General features: G+C 57.2%; 10 protein-coding genes and 1 pseudogene. 7 read left to right on the top strand and 4 right to left on the bottom strand.

The genetic code is table 11. From position 1 onward, the window contains the following. The first annotated feature begins 57 nt into the window (after positions 1 to 57). From ACSYSS_RS01370 to ACSYSS_RS01360, 3 genes are all read left to right on the top strand, one after another. Positions 58 to 1,656 carry a PrsW family intramembrane metalloprotease gene (locus ACSYSS_RS01370; RefSeq protein WP_491703737.1) on the top strand — a complete coding sequence of 533 codons (1,599 nt, stop codon included), beginning with the start codon at positions 58 to 60 and terminating at the stop codon, positions 1,654 to 1,656. Positions 1,657 to 1,725: 69 nt separating this feature from the next. After that, a complete protein-coding gene (locus ACSYSS_RS01365) occupies positions 1,726 to 2,220 on the top strand; it encodes an inorganic diphosphatase (RefSeq protein ID WP_491703736.1) in 495 nt (164 codons plus the stop codon). A 471-nt stretch (positions 2,221 to 2,691) separates the two neighbouring features. Continuing rightward, positions 2,692 to 3,258, top strand: a complete 567-nt coding sequence (locus tag ACSYSS_RS01360) for a manganese efflux pump MntP (protein ID WP_491703735.1) — start codon at positions 2,692 to 2,694, stop codon at positions 3,256 to 3,258. Positions 3,259 to 3,443: 185 nt separating this feature from the next. Here the strand turns inward: ACSYSS_RS01360 and ACSYSS_RS01355 are convergent, their stop codons facing one another. Beyond that, the gene (locus tag ACSYSS_RS01355) at positions 3,444 to 4,298 is read right to left on the bottom strand and encodes a hypothetical protein (RefSeq protein ID WP_491703734.1); all 855 of its coding nucleotides are present in this window, start codon (positions 4,296 to 4,298) and stop codon (positions 3,444 to 3,446) included. 244 nt (positions 4,299 to 4,542) lie between these two features. Between ACSYSS_RS01355 and ACSYSS_RS01350 the strand changes: the two genes are divergently transcribed. The 4 genes and pseudogenes from ACSYSS_RS01350 to valS all read left to right on the top strand — a co-directional run. Continuing rightward, a complete protein-coding gene (locus ACSYSS_RS01350; protein WP_491703733.1) occupies positions 4,543 to 5,397 on the top strand; it encodes a winged helix-turn-helix transcriptional regulator in 855 nt (284 codons plus the stop codon). After that, entirely contained in the window at positions 5,394 to 6,065 is a 672-nt protein-coding gene (nth, locus tag ACSYSS_RS01345; protein ID WP_491703732.1) for an endonuclease III, read from the top strand. The genes ACSYSS_RS01350 and nth overlap by 4 nt, the downstream gene beginning before the upstream one ends. Positions 6,066 to 6,110: 45 nt before the next feature. Next, positions 6,111 to 7,694 carry an ABC transporter substrate-binding protein gene (locus ACSYSS_RS01340; RefSeq protein WP_491703731.1) on the top strand — a complete coding sequence of 528 codons (1,584 nt, stop codon included), beginning with the start codon at positions 6,111 to 6,113 and terminating at the stop codon, positions 7,692 to 7,694. A 376-nt stretch (positions 7,695 to 8,070) separates the two neighbouring features. After that, positions 8,071 to 10,728, top strand: a pseudogene (valS, locus tag ACSYSS_RS01335) (valine--tRNA ligase); the annotation flags it as partial. A 769-nt stretch (positions 10,729 to 11,497) separates the two neighbouring features. Here the strand turns inward: valS and ACSYSS_RS01330 are convergent. The 3 genes from ACSYSS_RS01330 to ACSYSS_RS01320 form a co-directional block, all read right to left on the bottom strand. Then, complete coding sequence (locus tag ACSYSS_RS01330; protein WP_491703730.1) at positions 11,498 to 15,070, bottom strand: glycoside hydrolase family 2 TIM barrel-domain containing protein; 3,573 nt, start codon at positions 15,068 to 15,070, stop codon at positions 11,498 to 11,500. Positions 15,071 to 15,433: 363 nt separating this feature from the next. Beyond that, the gene (arfA, locus tag ACSYSS_RS01325) at positions 15,434 to 16,960 is read right to left on the bottom strand and encodes an arabinosylfuranosidase ArfA (protein WP_491703729.1); all 1,527 of its coding nucleotides are present in this window, start codon (positions 16,958 to 16,960) and stop codon (positions 15,434 to 15,436) included. A gap of 539 nt (positions 16,961 to 17,499) precedes the next feature. Next, a complete protein-coding gene (locus ACSYSS_RS01320; protein ID WP_491703728.1) occupies positions 17,500 to 18,384 on the bottom strand; it encodes an aldo/keto reductase in 885 nt (294 codons plus the stop codon). Positions 18,385 to 18,500 lie beyond the last annotated feature (116 nt).

Genomic DNA, 18,500 nt, shown 5'->3' with positions numbered 1-18,500 from the left:
AGCACGACCCGACGGAATCAATCATCCATATCGGCAAAAGTGACATAAAGGAGCACAATGGCAACACAAGACGAATGGCACGAACGATTCAAAGCCATAAACAACAGGGAACCAAACGCGGCCGAATTCCAAGCAGCCTTACGTAACGGAGAATTCCAGCTTGCGCAAGCAGCATCGCCGCAACCCCCTCAAGGCACTGCGCCACAAGGCGACCCTCAGACCGGCGCAGACCAACTACAGAGCTACACCGCACCTCAGCAGCAGGCACAATCTGGCATTTATTATCAGCAGACACCACAGCCGTACGCTCCTCAGTACCAGCAGCAAGGCGGCCAGCAATACCAGCAACCGTACATGGCACCTCAACAGCCTTACGCGGCACCCGCTCAACAGCAGTACCAGCAACCGTACATGGCTCCACAAGCGCAACGGCCCAGTACCAACAACTCGGGCTTCTCCGTCACCGCCGCGGTCAACAAACTTGCGGGCGGCACAGGCACCGTGCAGATTCACCTCAAGAATCTTTTCTCCGACGTGTTCAAGAAACATAGCCGCAAGGAATCCGAGCGCATCTTCATCGGCGGCACGGCCTACACCACGCCCAGCGAGGACAAGATCGCCTCCACTTGGCCGAAGCCCTGGCTGTTCTCCAGAGTCTTTCTGCTGTTCATCGTTACCTATGTGATTCTGTATTTCCTGCAATCCGCAAATGAGATAGTGCCCTCATACGTCGGCCTCATCTTCATCGGTGCCATGGCCGTGCCCTTCTCGGTGCTCATCTTCTATTTTGAATGCAACGCACCTAGGAACATCAGCTTCTGGTCAGTATTACAGATGTTCTTCGTCGGGGGCGCGTTGTCGCTGGTGGCAGTGATGTACCTCAACAGATTTGCAGAAGGTACAGTCGGGGACCAATGGGGGTTCATCGTCACAGGCATTGTGGAGGAACTCGCCAAACTCGTCGCCCTGGCGATATTCATCAAAAGGCTCAAGCCCAAGTACATCCTCAATGGTTTGCTCATTGGAGGAGCCATCGGTGCCGGATTCGCGGTGTTCGAAACCGCCGGCTATGGTTTCGACTCATTGACGCAAGTCAGTGATGGCTCAGCCGCACAGACATTGATTACATACATCAACAACGGCATTCAGAAGTATGGCGACATTGATGGAATCACTGCTGCACTCTCCCAGTTCTTCCAGGAATATGGGTTCCCATCCATGAATTCAACACTCATCCTTCGTGGCTTGAGCGCCATAGGCGGACACGTTGCTTGGGCCGCCATTTCAGGTGCCGCCCTGGTGATGGCCACCCGAGGCGAGGACCTGCAAGCGCACCACTTCGTCGACAAACGGTTCCTCCAGCTCTTCTGGATTCCTGTTGTGCTCCATGCCATCTGGGATTCGCCGCTGGCTGCAGGCAACGACAACAACGGCTACATCCAAAAGATCGGCATGGCGGTGCTGTCCGTGCTGGCCTGGATCGTCATTCTTGTCACCATCAACGCCGGTCTGCAGCAGATCAACCAGCTGCATACCGGAACAACCACGCCCAGCGCAACAGGCACGCCAAACCTATCGGCACAACCAGCACAACCTATGCAGCAGGCGCAGCAGACACCGCCGACGCAATCCACCCAACAGAATCAATCCGCATGAATTCGGCTCGCATTTGCGCTAAGCTAGGTGTGTAATAGTCACAAAGACTCATAACAATAGGAGAAACAAATGGCAGATACGTTCAATGTCGTCGTTGAAATCCCTCGCGGATCTAAGAACAAGTATGAGGTGGATCAGGAAAGCGGCCGCGTGTTCCTCGACCGCACGCTCTTCACCGCCATGGGCTACCCGGATGATTATGGCTACATCGAGGGCACGTTGGGCGAGGATGGCGATCCACTCGACGCCCTCGTGATGGTGCCGAACTCCGTGTTTCCCGGCTGCGTTGTCAAGTGCCGCGCGGTGGGCCTGTACCACATGGAGGACGAAGAGGGCGGCGACGACAAGGTGCTGTGCGTGCCCGCTGACGTGCGCTTCGACGACATCAAGGACATCGACGATGTGAATGACTATCACAAGGCCGAAATCAAGCACTTCTTCGAGCAATACAAGGCCCTTGAGCCCGGCAAGGAAGTCAAGCCCGGCGATTACTGGACCGGCGTCGAGGAGGCCGGCAAGCAGATCGAGGCCTCGCGCAAGCGCCTGGCCGACTCCGAAAAGTAGATTCATCGGTTGACGGCATTCGACATGAGCGTAGGCCTAAGGCCAGGCACTTGATGCCGAACACAAACACACGAATCATATGGGATTTGGACTTCAGGTTCAAATCCCATTGTTGTACTCCTGCGCAATGATTCACGTGTTTGATCACACGTTTCTTCGCCTACCTCCCACCTGCTGGGGTATGAAAAGATTTACGCTGCAGCACAACCATCCATACAACATCGTCTCGTTTGCCTATGGTGGGATCCTTGCCCCACGCACTATGCTTATACCTGTAAGCATGGCATGCGAACGGTATTCATATCGAGAATTCAAAGCCGCACGCCCGTGATTTCCGGGTCGCCTCAGTGGCAGTTCTCAATGCCGAACACTAGGCGTAGGCGGCAAGGGCCGTCGAGGCCCATCGACTGGAACCGCAGCTGCCAAGCATAGTTGCGTGTCTTGTACGATGAACCAGCAAGGCACTGATTAATGATCATCACAACCCTTCTTATAGCAGTATCCGTCTCTATGGATGCGTTCGCCGTCTCCATCGGCAAAGGGCTCACCGTGCGCAAAGTGCGACCTCTAGACGCGCTCAAAACAGCACTGTGGTTCGGCGGATTCCAAGCGCTCTTCCCCATCCTTGGCTACTTCCTGGCAAGTCTTATCGGCACCTACATCGAAGCCGTGGACCACTGGATTATTTTCATACTCCTGCTACTCATCGGCGGCAACATGATTCGTGAGGCCTTGGGAGAAGAAAAAGAGAACGAAAAGGAGACCGCGCAATTCGACTGGCGTCACATGCTCCCGTTGGCCATTGCCTGCAGCATCGATGCGTTTGCCATCGGCATCAGCTTAGGTTTGATGAAGATCAATCTATGGTTCGCGGCAATGATTATCGGGCTGGTCACCGGCGCATTCTCTGCTGCGGGGCTTTACATTGGCCATATCTTTGGCTCACACTGGCAAAAACCTGCAGAAATTGGCGGTGGCGTGGTACTCATCCTCATCGGGTTGAAGATTCTATTGGAGCATTTAGGCATCATCGCCTAATCTCATCACGTTGCTTGGTGAAATCGTCTTGATAACAAGGCCTGTTTCATTCAGAGGGGACTTTTCTGCGAAATTTTTCAACAACGAAAATCAAGAACGTTGGAATTCCGCCGTTTTTGATTTTTGTTATTCTGCATCAGCCCAGAAAAGTCCCCTCTGAATGAAATCAGCAGGATTCTGAAGGCTCAGAGAGCCGAAAACAGGAGCACCGTGGCCAGAATCCAGACCACCAGGCCCGAAAGCATGAATGGCAGCAGCGCCAGCGCCACGGTCTCGCAGGTCGGGTCAGCGGGATTGTCCTGTGTTCCGACCTTGCAGGCGCTCACACCCACACGAATGGATTTCGTCCACTTGCCCGAAACCAGCACCAACGCCACAATCAGCACCAATGCCACAACAACCGCCGCAATGGCCGGTCCGATAGCCGAACCGTTGCCCACGGCAGGAGCGGCCTGGAAGTACCAGACGACGACCGGCAGGAACATCCAGCCCACACTGGATGCGAGCGCCACGTTGACGAGGATATTCTCAGAGAGGGAAACCACCAGGTCGGTGCGCTCACGGCGCAGCATCTGAACGAGGAAGCCGAAGGCAACGAACAGCACAAACACCACAAGCAGCGCCACGGCCCACTGCTTACAGACGGTAAACAACAGCGAGGTCTGCGAGGGCGAGAACCGTAGAAAATGCGCCCCTTTGTCGAGGAACGGCACAGCGTTCTGCATGGAGTACAGCAGCACTATGCCGAGTGCGAGAGCCCCAACGTAGCCCACCATCTTATCGGAGAACGAAGTATGGAGCGGACGCGAGAAATCGATGACAACTATGCACAGCATCTGTACAAAGCCAAAACAACAGAAAAATACCTGCATACGGAGGTTCGGAAACAGCCACATCAAGACGACCGCAACAACGAGGATGGCAGCCATAATCGTCTGTACCACGCCTACTGAGACCTTCGAACGAGGGGCCGAAGTTCCAGCGGCGTCACCTGCGCCAACACCTTCAGTAGGTTGTACAGTCTCCCTCACATCTGACATTAGGACCCTCCCGCAAAGCACAACTGAAATCCGTCAAAACGCTCAATTCCCTTTCATCATGCTAGCGGAACGTGTCCACAACCTGCGTCTAAAATATAAACCAATCATTTGTCATGACTGCGCATGCGGTTGGTGTGCCACATGATACTGATGGTTCAACAGCCTGGCGGAAGTGCAAAGCGCCGCCGGACAGGAGCCGATGCAATATGGATCTTCTACTTACCAATGCCGAGAAAGGGTCGTCTTGCTTGATTTGACTTTGATGACGCTAGCGCCTGATCCGTCTGTGGTCCTGCCCTCTCTGGCGCTGCTTTCACACCGCGTACGTGTGCTGCCGATGGACACGGCGAGCCTGATGAAATTGCCTGAAGACACCATATTGCTTCTCGACGCAAGACAGGACTTGGCAGGTGCGAAAACCCTGTGCGGGCTCATCCATGCCGCAGGGCTGACCACACCCATTATTCTGGTGGTCAATGAAGGTGGTTTCCCCGCCGTCAACGCAGGTTGGGGCATAACCGACATCGTCATCGACACAGCGTCTCCTTCGGAGACTGAAGGTAGGTTGAGACTGGCGCAGGAACGAAGCAGTTCAACTTTTACGCCATTCATCGATATCGCCGAAGACAGCAGTGGCCACGAAGGGCGGATCCATTGCGGCGACCTTGTGGTAGACCCCAAGAGCTACACAGCCACGCTCAAAGGACGACCCGTCGATTTGGCATACAAGGAATTCGAGCTACTCAAATATCTGGCGCAACATCCGCACCATGTGTTCACACGCACCCAACTACTCCAAGAGGTGTGGGGCTATGACTACTATGGCGGCACTCGCACGGTGGACGTGCATATCCGCAGGCTTCGGGCCAAGCTCGGAGGTGAATACGAGCATCTTATAGGTACGGTACGCAATGTGGGATACCGATTCGACCCCACCGATGAGCACAACGAGGATGGCACCTCCGAGGCGGCAGGGACGATTGACAACGGCACCAAACCCGGCAATCATTCACGTATAGGGAATCCAAGCATGGATGGCACCACCACGGGCGGCGACGTGGCGGACAAAGACAACACTGCATCCGGGGGCGCGAAATGAGCCAGTTTCGTGAAACGAAGCAGGCACAAATCCGTCGAATCCATGACGAATACGAAATACTCAAACAGGTTATTCCAGACCCACGATGCGCTTTGAATTTCAACACCCCGTTCCAGCTTTTGGTGGCCACCGTACTCAGCGCCCAGACCACTGATGTGCGAGTCAACAGCGTGACCCCGCAGCTGTTCAAAACGTATGGCACGCCAGAGCGGCTTGCAACGGCAAGGATCGAGACTGTAGAAGACATCATCCACCCAGTCGGTTTCTACCACGCCAAGGCAGCGCATATCATCACACTTTCCAACCAGCTTTTGGATAACTTCGGCGGCGAGGTTCCAGCCTGTATGGAGGATTTGGTGACGCTGGCGGGGGTAGGCCGGAAAACAGCCAATGTTGTGTTGGGCAACGCGTTTGGCATTCCTGGAATGCCGGTGGACACACATGTCATCAGAGTCACCGGTCGGCTACGCTGGCGCTCGGACTGGCGTTCGCCTCACCCAGACCCGGTTCACATCGAGTACGAAATCTGCAGCTACTTTGAACCCAGTGAATGGACAAATCTCTCACACCGGCTTATTCTCTTTGGACGTTCCACTTGCCACGCAAGGAAGCCGGACTGCGCAAACTGCCCGTTGCGGAGCACCTGCCCTTCAGCTGAGGTCATTTAGGAAATTCACAGCTTAAGTTCAGCATCACATTCTATACTTATTGGCATGTCCGAACACAAGAAAACCCATGAACCAGCACACGCAGCGAAGCAGGTGCTGACGTTCACCGTGCTTGTGGTCGCCTTTTCGGCACTACTCTGGTTTGGCTGGACGCAACTAAACCACCGCAAACTCCCCTCTTCGATGTCGTCACTTGAGGCGGGGCCATCTGCCACGGTGGGCGTGCATGGAGTGGGGCCATCCTCACTCGACATTCGCAACGATGAAGACACACTGGACCCCACCCTGCCGCAAGACCCAGGTGGCAGTGCACTGCGGCAGGCGTTGATAGGCAACGTCTATGAGACCCTCGTCTCACGCAATGATCTCAACAGGCCCATCAGCGGCTTGGCCAAAAGCTGGCGCATTTCTGACGACGGATTGAAATACACATTCAAGCTCAACACCGAAATGCGGTTCTCGAACGGAGATGCGCTGGACTCCTCCGACGTACTGTATTCACTCAAGCAACAAGCCAATAGTTACAGCTCATCATCAAACGCCAATGGCCTGGTGAACCTGCAGACAGTGACGGCTCCCAACCCCTCAACACTGTCCATCACACTCACTGCCCCCAACCCTCGCCTGCTATACGCGCTATCAAGCTGCTCGGGCATAGTCTACGACTCTTCGGCAGACATCAATTATGCGAAAAAAGCCTTGGGATCAGGACCCTTCACCGTGGGTGACTTCAAACCAGGAGAATCCATCACGTTGGTGCGCAATTCTCTGTATTGGGGTCAACAGTCAGCATCCCAGCAAGTCACATTGCGCTATTTTTCCGACAACGATGCGTTGAAAACCGCGCTGCACAACAATCAGATTCAACTTGCCGTGCTCAAAACGAGCGACTCCCCCAAACCGTTCGCAAGCAACAAATCCTTCAAAACAACATACGGGAACAGCATGTCGAAGGTAATGCTTGCATTGAACAATCAATCACAATCAATTTTTTCGGATTCCCGTGCTCGCCAGAGCGCCCGCTACATCGTCGATGCCAAGTCACTCATCAAAGACAAGCCTCAGGCTGACAAACTGCTTGGCGGGCCAGTAGGCCCATTGGAACCGGGATACGAGGATCTCAGCGGCCTGTTCCCCCATGATGTGCAAAAAGGTTCTGACGAAATCAACTTTTTCGGCCCACATTACTTAGGCGTAGCTAAGTTCATTGTCCCCCAGGAATACGCCGACATTGGTCAATCCATAGCAGACCAACTCAATCAAACACGGTTGCAGGTCTCGCTCGAAGTCCTTGATGACCAGACATTTGTGAACCGATTGCACAGCGGAGACTATTCACTGGCCGTCACCACAATGAACAGAACAGGTGATGCAGCCAGCTTCGCCAGTTCCGCATTCGGATATCAGAACAGCCAGGTGCAGCAGCTGTATAAGACCGCACAAGAATCCAGAAACGACAAAACCTATCAGGCGGCGATGCGCGCCTATGCCAAAGCAGTCAGCCAAGACTGCGCCTGTGACTGGCTATACACCGAGCACAGCACGGTGGTGACCACGCCAAAGACCCGCGGCTACCCCGAAAACCTCACCGATCAACGGCTTCCTCTGCAAGATCTGACGACCAGCTGAGGTGTCTCTCCCTTCAAGGCATCGCCATGGTTGTCCACATGTGCCCTGTGTTCTGGACACTCAAGGCCGTTCGGCCAAGCCTACGCCAGAACACAGGGCACATGTGGACAACCACTATGTTACAGGGAAGGTGCTCATTTCTAGCGCAATAGCAGAGCTTCTCTTGGTCTCATCACACACCGCTCGGCTAATCTAACCGTTGGAGGAGTTGCGCACAGGTATGCGTTGCGCTGGCGTAGGCTTGGCCGAACGGCCTTGAGTGTCCAGCGCAACGCATACCTGTGCGCAACTCCGGAGCCAATGTGTTATATATGTGCACGTCAATGGACGGAAGGACACCAATTGACGGGGAAAGTGCATGGTAAACTGTGGGGTTATGACAGATACGAGCGCTAACAGCAATAATTCAGGCGTCAAAGCCAATCTTTCCGCACTCCCCGACCGTGCCAGCGTGGACGGTCTGGAAGACAAATGGCGGGCCAACTGGGACGAAAAGGGCACATACGCCTTCGACCTGAGCCGAGTGCCCAAGGACGGCAACGGCAAACCCGACCGCAAGGCCGTCTACTCCATAGATACTCCACCGCCCACCGTCTCCGGCCACCTGCATGTGGGCCATGTGTTCTCGTACACGCACACCGATGTGATCGCCCGCTACGAGCGTATGAAGGGCAAGCAGGTGTTCTACCCCATGGGCTGGGACGACAACGGCCTGCCCACCGAGCGCCGCGTGCAAAACTACTACGGCGTGCGCGTGGACACGTCGCTCAAGTATGACCCTGACTTCAAACCACCGTTCGAGGGTACGGACGGCAAGAAGATCGAGGCAAGAGACCAGGTGCCGGTGAGCCGCAAGAACTTTGTGGAGCTCTGCGAGCAGCTGACCGCGAAGGACGAGAAGCAATTCGAGGCCCTTTGGCGCTCACTCGGCCTCTCCGTGGACTGGAAGCAGACCTACCACACCATCGGCGAGCACCCGCAGCGCGTGGCCCAAAAGGCATTCCTTCGCAACCTTGCGCGAGGCGAGGTCTATCAGAAGGATGCACCAGGACTGTGGGATGTGACGTTCCAGACCGCCGTGGCGCAGGCCGAGCTCGAAAGCCGCGAATATCCCGGCTTCTACCACAAGGTGGCCTTCCGCTTCAAGGACGGCACCCCAATCTACATCGAGACCACGCGCCCCGAGCTGCTCGGCGCCTGCGTGGCCCTCATCGCCAACCCCGACGACGACCGATACAAGCAATACTTCGGCCAGTATGTCTATTCGCCGCTCTTCAAAGTGAAGGTGCCGATTGTGGCGCACCCCGCCGCCGAGATGGACAAGGGCGCCGGCATCGCCATGTGCTGCACCTTCGGCGACGTGACCGACGTCGAGTGGTGGCGCGACCTGAAGCTGCCCACCCGCCCGATCATCCAGCGCAACGGGCGCATCATCATGAGCGTGCCGGACTGGATCGAGGACGAAGGCGGCCGCGCGATCTTCGAGGAAACCGAAGGCAAGACCACGTTCTCCGCCCGCAAGATCATCGTGGAGCATCTGCGCGAGTCCGGCGACCTGGACGGCGAGCCGACGCCGACCAAACGTATGACGAACTTCTACGAGAAGGGCGACAAGCCACTCGAGATCGTCACCTCACGCCAGTGGTACCTCAAGAACGGCGGCACCGACATGAAGCTGCGCGCCGAACTGTTGGAACGCGGCAAGGAGCTGGAGTTCCACCCCGACTTCATGCGCGTGCGCTACGAGAACTGGGTCAACGGCCTGAACGGCGACTGGCTCATCTCGCGCCAGCGCTTCTTCGGCGTTCCCTTTCCGCTCTGGTACCCGGTCAAGGCCGACGGTGAGCCGGATTATGATCGACCGATCACGCCGAGCGAAGACCAACTCCCCATCGACCCAACCAACGATGTGCCTTCTGGCTACGACGAGGGCCAACGCGATGTGCCTGGCGGCTTCACCGCCGAGAAGGACATCATGGACACCTGGGCCACCTCCTCGCTGACCCCGCAGATCGTGACCCACTGGGCCGAAGGTGGCAAGGAGAACGACGACCTCTTTGCGGCCACGTTCCCCATGGACCTGCGCCCGCAGGGCCAGGACATCATCCGCACCTGGCTCTTCAGCTCGATGGACCGCGCACACCTTGAGAACCACTGCCTGCCTTGGAAGCACACCACGCTCTCCGGCTGGATCCTCGATCCGGACCACAAGAAGATGTCGAAGTCCAAGGGCAACGTGGTAGTACCCAAGGAGCCAATTGAGAAGTACGGTGCCGACGCAGTGCGCTATTGGGCATCATCCGCACGCCTCGGACTTGACGCCACCTACGACGAAGGGCAGATGAAAATCGGGCGGCGCCTGGCCATGAAGCTGCTCAACGCCGCGAAGTTCGCACTGGCGATCGGCCGCGAGGACGAGAACCACCATGTGGGAGAAGCCGCCACTGCCGTCTGGGATCCTGCGGATGTCACAGAACCGCTTGACCGCGCCGTGATGGCCCGCCTGGCGCAGGTAATCGACGAGGCAACTGCATCGATGGAAGCCTACGAGCATTCCAAAGCACTTGAAACCATCGAGACCTTCTTCTGGCAATTCTGCGACGACTACATCGAGCTGGTGAAGAACCGCGCCTACGGCACCGCCGACTCCACCGGCCACATTCCGAGCGAGGCCGCCGTGAAGAGCGCGCACACCACGCTCGGCCTCGGCCTTGAGGCGTTCACCCGCCTCTTCGCCCCCTATCTGCCGTTTGCCACGGAAGAGGTATGGCATTGGATCCACGCGGGCGAGGGCTCCGTGCACACCGCCAATTGGCCGACCTCAGACATCTACAAGACCGCTGCCGGCAACGCCAAGCCCGACGTATTGGTCTGGGCCGGCAAGGCATTGGCAGAGCTGCGCGGCTTGAAGTCCACAGCGAAAGTCTCCATGAAGACCCCGATCCTCAAGGCCACACTCTCCGTGCCGGCAGCCGGTCTAGGCGCCGTCCAGGCCACGCTTGACGACATCGCCGAAGCAGGCCGCGTCACCGGGCCGCTGACCGTCGAAGTGACGGGAGGCACAGGAGCCATTGAGAAGAACTCCGAAGGTGGGGACGCTGGTACATCCTCCACACCGTCAGCGCATGGCACAGCCAAGAACGGCGGTGCCGCGGACGATGAGAATGTGGCGGTGACAGACTTCAAGCTCGGAGAGGCACCGGCTCGGAAGAAGAAGTAAAAAAAGTAACGCTCGTATCGATAATGTCCCATGATTGATGCCATTATTCGGCACAGATCACGGGACATTGTTGTAATTCCCACAATTACTGACACTTCCCAGCATAAAACACACGACAGCATAAATATCATGGACGCTATCGGAGCAGAAAAAACTATCCGTCAGCCTGTTCCGCGAGGAACTGGAACGTATCATTCCACTGATTGAATGGAACATGCATGACGACGTCGTCAAGGAACTCATCAGAGCCTTTGCCAACAACCTCATCGCAGACTTGGTGTCATTGGCCAAATCATTGTGACTCATCGACTCACGGATACACCGCCTTGAAAAATGCCTTCTCGGACAACGGCGATGCTTTTGTTCGTACCACAAAACCATTCGTTACGAGGATGCTATCGATGGTTCCGTAGCGCGGGTCTGTCCGGTCGCGGCAATTCCATTGTTGGCCATGTCTCAGTGACGGTAATGTGGCGCGCTTAGCTAAACGCATCACATTACCAGGATTATGAGTCGTTGTCGCACCGATACGAAACCTTAGTGGCTTCGTATCGGTGCGGAAATAGCGAAAACCGTTAGAAAATCAGCACCGTGGCTGAAGAGTCAGACCAAACTCGAAGCTCGACGGATTGAACCGATAGCGGTCTGCCAGCGCCGGGCCGCAGGAGTTGGAACCCACACCCGACTGGGCGTAGTCCAGGCAGAGCACCGTGTAGGGCGACTCCTCAAGCTCGAAGTCATGGCCCTTTTCAGTGAGTTCCTCTTGGGTATAGGACGAGCAGTTGAACGAGAACGGCTTGGACGCAGCGACAGTCAGTCCGGCAGCGGAATCATCGGTGACACTCAGCAAATCAGTGCCCCAGTGCGAACCGTTCTCCTGCGGACGCAGATAATGCTCAACCAATCCTTCGGCTGTAGATTCGAAGACGCCGTAATGGCTGCTGCGATGCTTGTCTACATAGCTTTCATATGGCCCATAACCACAGAACTCCACCCGATCCATCGCTTTGGGCAGGAAGAGGCGTAGGCCGAAGCGCGGCAGGAACGGAAAGACGCTTGCATCACGTTCCACCTCAAATCTCACGCTCAGCGCACCCTCGGCAGTGACCTTCCACTCCGCCCGCACTTTGACGGAGGGCTGCACCACAGGAGCCACCAAGACAATGCTGGATTTTACGGTAGCTGCCGCGCCACCGACGACGCCAAAAGCATCAGCTCCATCCGGCGATTCCAACTCGGCCTCACAGCTATAGGCACGGGCATAGGTGCGGCTGTAGCCGGCCGACACCCACTCCTTCTTGATATACATGTCGTTGTCGGTAGGCGCGCGCCACACGTTGAGCTCGGCAGGCCGAGCCAGCAGCTGCCGGTCATCGGCAGCCATCGACGAGACCAGGCCAACGCGCCTGTCAAAGACATAGCGCCAATTCGCCCCAGTGAGCACAATCTGCGAAGCAGTCTCAGTCATCGCAATCGGCACCGGCACAAGAGAACCGACCGACAATTCGCTAGACAGCTCAGCTGGCGAAACAGCGGAAGATCCGGGTACAGACGCAGAGAAAGCATCGGCCTTGAGCACCGCCTGAGCCGCCATATTGCTCCGGCCTTCCACAGCCACGGCCACCTCGTCAAAGCCAAGGTCGAACCCGACGGGAAGCACCTGCGTGGCATTCAGCAGTCCATAATGCACGAGCAACGTCACCTTGCCCTGCTGGGAAACCCTCAAATCCGGCAACGTCAGTTCGCCCTCGCCGTGAGCAGGGACGCTGGGCACCTGCCCACAGTAGGCACCTTCCGCAGTATCCGTATCACTTCGAGAATTTGCGATGACACCAACCTTGGAAGCCGGGCTCTTGGCACCCGCGCCTCCAGGCCGAGGCGCAAAGTATCCATCTTGGACCGGATTGCCATCCACCAACATCTGCCAGGAAATCGTGGCGTAGTCCTTAAGATCCACAAAATCCATATAGTTATGCAGCCGCAAAGCACCGGCGGCAGCATCGAAACGAACTACCCGCGCCGGGCGGAACACATTCTTGAACTCCTTCAGACCGGTGTGCGGCGTACGGTCGGGGTACACGAGGCCGTCCATGCAGAAGTTGCCCTGATGCGGGAACTCACCGTGGTCGCCACCATACAGATAGACCTTGCGACCGCCTACCGTACGTCCCTTGTCAATGGCATGGTCGGCCCATTCCCAAACGCAACCACCCAGCAAACCGTCATAACGTTGGAACGCTTGGAAATACTCCTCCAAGTCGCCCGGCCCATTGCCCATGGCATGGCAGAACTCGCACATGAAGAAGGGGCGCAGACCGCCATCACCATCGTCACCGTAGGGACTGACCCCATGTGGGCCTTCAGGCGTGAAGTATCCATCGATCATCTGAATGGATGGATACATGCGCGAATACAGATCGAGGTTCGAATAGTCCAAACCCTTGCGTGGCGCGCCGTGGATGGCTGATTCGTAATGGGTCAATCTGCTCGAATCGCGCTTTTTTGTCCACTTGAGCGCCGCCTCAAAACCACATCCATAACCAGACTCATTGCCCATCGACCAGACGATGACTGCAGGATGGTTCTTATGGCTCTCCACATTGCGCTGCACACGATCGACGATGGAACGGGTGAACCGGGGCTCGTCGGCAATCCTGCCATTCCAAGTCTCCCCCTCATTCTCGCCGGGTTGCTTGCCATACAAGGTCTCGATGCCGTGTGCCTCAAGGTCGGACTCGGCGATGACATAGAAACCCAGCTTGTCATAGAGCGCATAATACTGCGGGGAATTGGGGTAATGACTGGTGCGTATGGCGTTGACATTATGCTCCTTCATCAGCGCCAAATCGCGCATCAACTGGCTTTGGCCAATCGTAAAGCCGGTGACAGGGTCGCCGTCATGGCGATTGACACCGTGTATCTTGATGGGCCGCCCGTTGACCTTGACCACATTGCCATCCACGTGCACCTCACGAATACCGATGAATTCGGTGATGACTTCGAGCCGAACCGCGCCCGCACCGAAAGCGCCGCCGGCCACAACACCATCCGTCAGCGCACTGGCACCCGCCGGCATGCCATCAATGCCACATCCCGCCTGGGCATACGTTTCCAGTTCAAGACGGTATAGGTTCGGCTGCTCGGCATTCCATAATTCGGGGTTCTCAACCGTCAGCGATACGCGAGCGCGACTCGAGCCATGTTCATTTGCGCCGCCTCTCACCTCCACACCGCCTTGCGCCACCACATCGCCCTCTGGGCTGTACAGCAGAGCCCGCACCGGGCATGCTTTGGCACCGGCGCCGATGCCACCACCCAGTTCTGCAGGGCGCGACTCACCGTCTGCATCAGACTTAGCATCGTTGGAAATGAACGTGCCGGAAGTCTCGTCGAGCCTGCTCCTAGCACGTTCGGGCGCCAGAAAATCAACATCGATGTTCACCTTCGCCGAACGGTGCCCGCCGTCCAAATCTGTGTGTACGAAGTAGTCACGAATGCCCGCCTGAGGACGACGCAATAGGTATACGCTGCGGAAGATGCCGCTCATGCGGAACTTGTCCTGATCCTCCAAATAACTGCCGTCGCACCACTTCAGGACCAGCACCGCCACCCTGTTACGGCCTTGACGCAGCAACCGCGTCACCTCGAATTCACTGGTGGAGTGGCTCACTTGGCTGTAGCCTACGAACGCACCGTTGAGCCATACGTAGAAGCACGAATCCACACCCTCGAAATCGAGAAAGGCGCGCGGTGCTTCGGCGATGGTCTTGTAGTCGAAATCGCGGAGATACACGCCGCACGGGTCGTCTTGGGGCACGTACGGCGGGTCGTATGGGAACGGATATTCCACATTCGTGTATTGCTGGCTGTCGTAGCCCTGCATCTGCCAGGTGGAAGGAACTGTGATGGAATCAAAGACGCCTACGCCGGCATCACGTTCCGCATCGAACTGTGCATCATAAAAAGGCCTATTCCCAGTGGCTTCAGCCCGCTCCACTTCGGCGTCAAGTTGGTAGACGCTGGAATAGTACTGGAACCTCCAATCCCCATCCAAGCTCACAAATCGTGGAGAACCTTCACGCAAATCCCCACGTCGATCGGCGGGATCTGCATCGGGCACGAAATAGGCTCTCGGCGGCTCCGCTCCGATATGCAATTGCGATGAATCCTCATAATAATGTTGTATAAACACGTCTATCTTTTACTCCATTGCAACAGTCGTACAGCCATATGCAGTTTTACCACATATTCCTATTCGATTTTAGCGTGGCAATCAGAACTCTCGGAAACAACAATGCTATACGTCATTCCGCCGAATACGCAATGACTAGCTTTTCATCAGCGATTGATTTGCACGCCGTTGGCAGCGTCATGGCCTCGAGCTCGTTCAATTCCACGAGGGAGGCACTCTCACTTCCGCATGAGAACACAACATGGTTGGCAAGACCAGGTTCGACGGCCGAAATGCACACGCTAAGCACTATCCATGCCAAGCGATACATTCCAGATATCACGACAATCAGCCAATGTGGATGGCGTTCCATGATACGGGGGGCAGGTCGACGGTGAGCGCGTTCGGCCCGGTGGTCTTGGCGGTGGTGTTGGGGTGCGGGGTGATGCGGTCCTGGTGTTCGATGGTGTTGGCGGCGTGGATATCGTCGTCGTGGAGGGTCCGCACATCAACGTGGTCCATGACGGTGCCTTGAGGCAGCTCGACCTCGAAATGCGCGGCCTTGTCGAGCGAGCGGTTCACGGCGAACACCGTCACCGAGCCGTCGGCCTGACAGACCGCGACGGCGTTGACCGCGTCCACGTCGCCGTACTTCTTGGTTGCGGTGGGGTCGGAGTCGAGTTTGGGCTCCAGCACGACACCGCCGCGGGCGTACCTGGCGGTGAGGGCGAAGGGATAGAACGTGGTCTGGCGCCAGGCCGGGCCTCCGGGGGCGGTCATGATCGGGGCGATCACGTTGACCAGCTGGGCCAGGCTTGCGGACTTGACCTTGTCGGCGTTCCTGAGCAGGGTGATCAGGAGGTCGCCCACCACCACCGCGTCGGCCACGGAGTACACGTCCTCCAGCAGGTGCGGTGCCTCTGGCCAGTTGCCGATGCCCTCGGGGGTGCGGCTGGGCTCGCAGCCCTGGTACCACACGTTCCACTCGTCGAACGAGATGTGGACCCTGTGCCTGCTCTTGAGTCTCGAGCGCGTGGCCTCGATGGCGGCCGAAACATCCCTGATGAAGCCGTCCATGTCCACCCCGGAGGCCAGGAAGCTGGCCATGTCGCCGTCCTGCGGCTGATAGTAGGCGTGGCAGGAGACGAAGTCCACGTTCTCGTATGTGTGGCCGAGCACCGTCTCCTCCCATTCGCCGAACGTGGGCATGCCATGCGATGAGGAGCCGCAGACCACCAGCTCGAGGCCGGGGTCGATCTGCCGCATGCCCGCCGCCACCGACGCGGCGAGCCTGCCGTAGTCGTCCGCGTCCCTGTGCCCCAGCTGCCAGGGGCCGTCCATCTCGTTGCCCAGGCACCACATGCGGATGTCGAACGGCTTGTCGGCCCCGTTGGCACGACGGGCCTCGGAGAGCCTGGTGCCGCCGGGCACGTTGGCGTACTCCAGCAGGTCAAGAGCCTCCGGCAGGCCGCGGGTGCCGAGGTTCACCGCCTCCATGAGCTCGTTGCCGCCCACCTTGCGCAGCCACTTGGCCATCTCGTGCAGACCGAACCGGTTGGACTCCGTGGAGTGCCACGCCAGATCGAGGCGGCGCGGACGTTCCTCCACCGGGCCCACACCATCCTCCCAACGGTAGCCGGAGACGAAGTTGCCGCCCGGATAGCGGATCGTGGTCACGCCCAGCTCCCTCACCAAATCGATGACGTCCCGGCGGAAACCGTCCGCGTCCGCGGTCGGATGGCCCGGCTCGTAGATGCCCGTGTATACGCAACGGCCCAGATGCTCCACGAACGAGCCGAACAACCGGTCGGCCACCGGCGAAACCTCGAACGCCCTATCCACAACCAACCTCGCATGCTGAATGTCATTGCCCATTCCCTGCTCCTTTGTACGGTGACACCGACGGCCCGTGCCATGGAACCAAGCGCACTCCCCATTCACACGAATCATTCATTGATATCTCATTGTGCTTTTCAGTGTACAACATTGGAACCATGGCACATGCCCAAGGCAGCATGTTCAAAGGGGCCTTTACCAGTATGTCATTGATATTCAACGACCGCGTTGCTGGGATTCCTCTATACCTTTGTCGATAGAAAACTGCGACATTCTTTGAACAGACAGTCAATTAATCCAATGAATCGGTGGCCGCAGGGCAAACAAACAGACAAATCAGTAGCTTCGAGACAGACATGATGGCACCGGACACCGATAATTTAATCTTTCGAACGAAACGGCAGCCAGTGAACAGACAACCAAACTAATCGACGGCAGGAGGCAGAACGGCGATTCCAACAATCACAACTACAACCACGAATGTTGCCACTTCCACATCGGCAACATCACCGCCTTACACTACCCCAATCGCCGAGGAAAGCCGCTACAACAAAGCCAAAGATGCAATAACAGTGACTTCAGGCGTAGGTGAAGGTCATCGGGTCGTGGCCCATGCTGCCATTGCCATCGAGCGCGCTGATGGCGGCATGCTCCTCGGACGTGAGGGCGAAACCGAACAGATCCAGGTTCTCGCGCTGACGCGACTCATGCACCGACTTGGGGATGACGATGAAGCCCTCCTCGATGTGCCACCGTAGAATCACCTGCGCCGCCGAAACACCGTGGACCTTCGCGATGGACTCCACCACACCGTCGCCAGCCGCGAAGTCCTGACCGCGGGCAATCGGCGAATACGCTTCCACCGCTATGCCATGAGAGCGGCAAAAGTCGACCACCTCGCGCTGCTGATAGGTGGGATGCAGCTCGATCTGATCGATGGCGGGCCATTCGCCGATCTCGTCGTGAAGGCGCTGCAAGTGCTCTGGCAGGAAGTTGCAGACGCCGAGCGTGCGGATGCGGCCCTCGCCACGCAGCTTAGCCATCGCCCTCCAGCTTTCGCCGCTACGCCAGTTGAACGGCGTAGGCCAGTGGAGCATATACATATCCACATAGTCGAGCCCAAGCAGCCCGATCTGACGATCGAAGGCCTTCAGCGCACTGTCGTAGCCCTGCTCCGAATCCTTGAGTTTGGTGGTAACCCACAGACTCTTGCGCGCCTCACCCTTGTTGAACCCGGCATCCGCGAGCGCCCGACCCACGCCCCCCTCGTTCTCGTAGCCCGCCGCTGCATCGATGTGGCGGTAACCCACCTTGAGCGCGGACTCAACCACGCCGGCCACGTCATCGTCGCCGATATGGAGCACGCCGAGCCCCACTTGCGGAATATCATTGCCATCGTTCAATTTGACCGTCGGCACCGGTGCCGCGCCGTTTCGTCTGTCCTGCTGCATCTGCTGCCCCATAATCACTCCTTCATTTCGCTTTCTCCAGTTTACGGATTCACCGGGAAAAGCAGAGTCGTTAACAGTCCAGCTGAACGAACTGCACGAAACCAACACCCACCTCGCACAAAACATCC

The organism is Bifidobacterium sp. ESL1118 (assembly GCF_058505595.1).
This window is presented reverse-complemented; position numbering and strand designations above follow the sequence as displayed.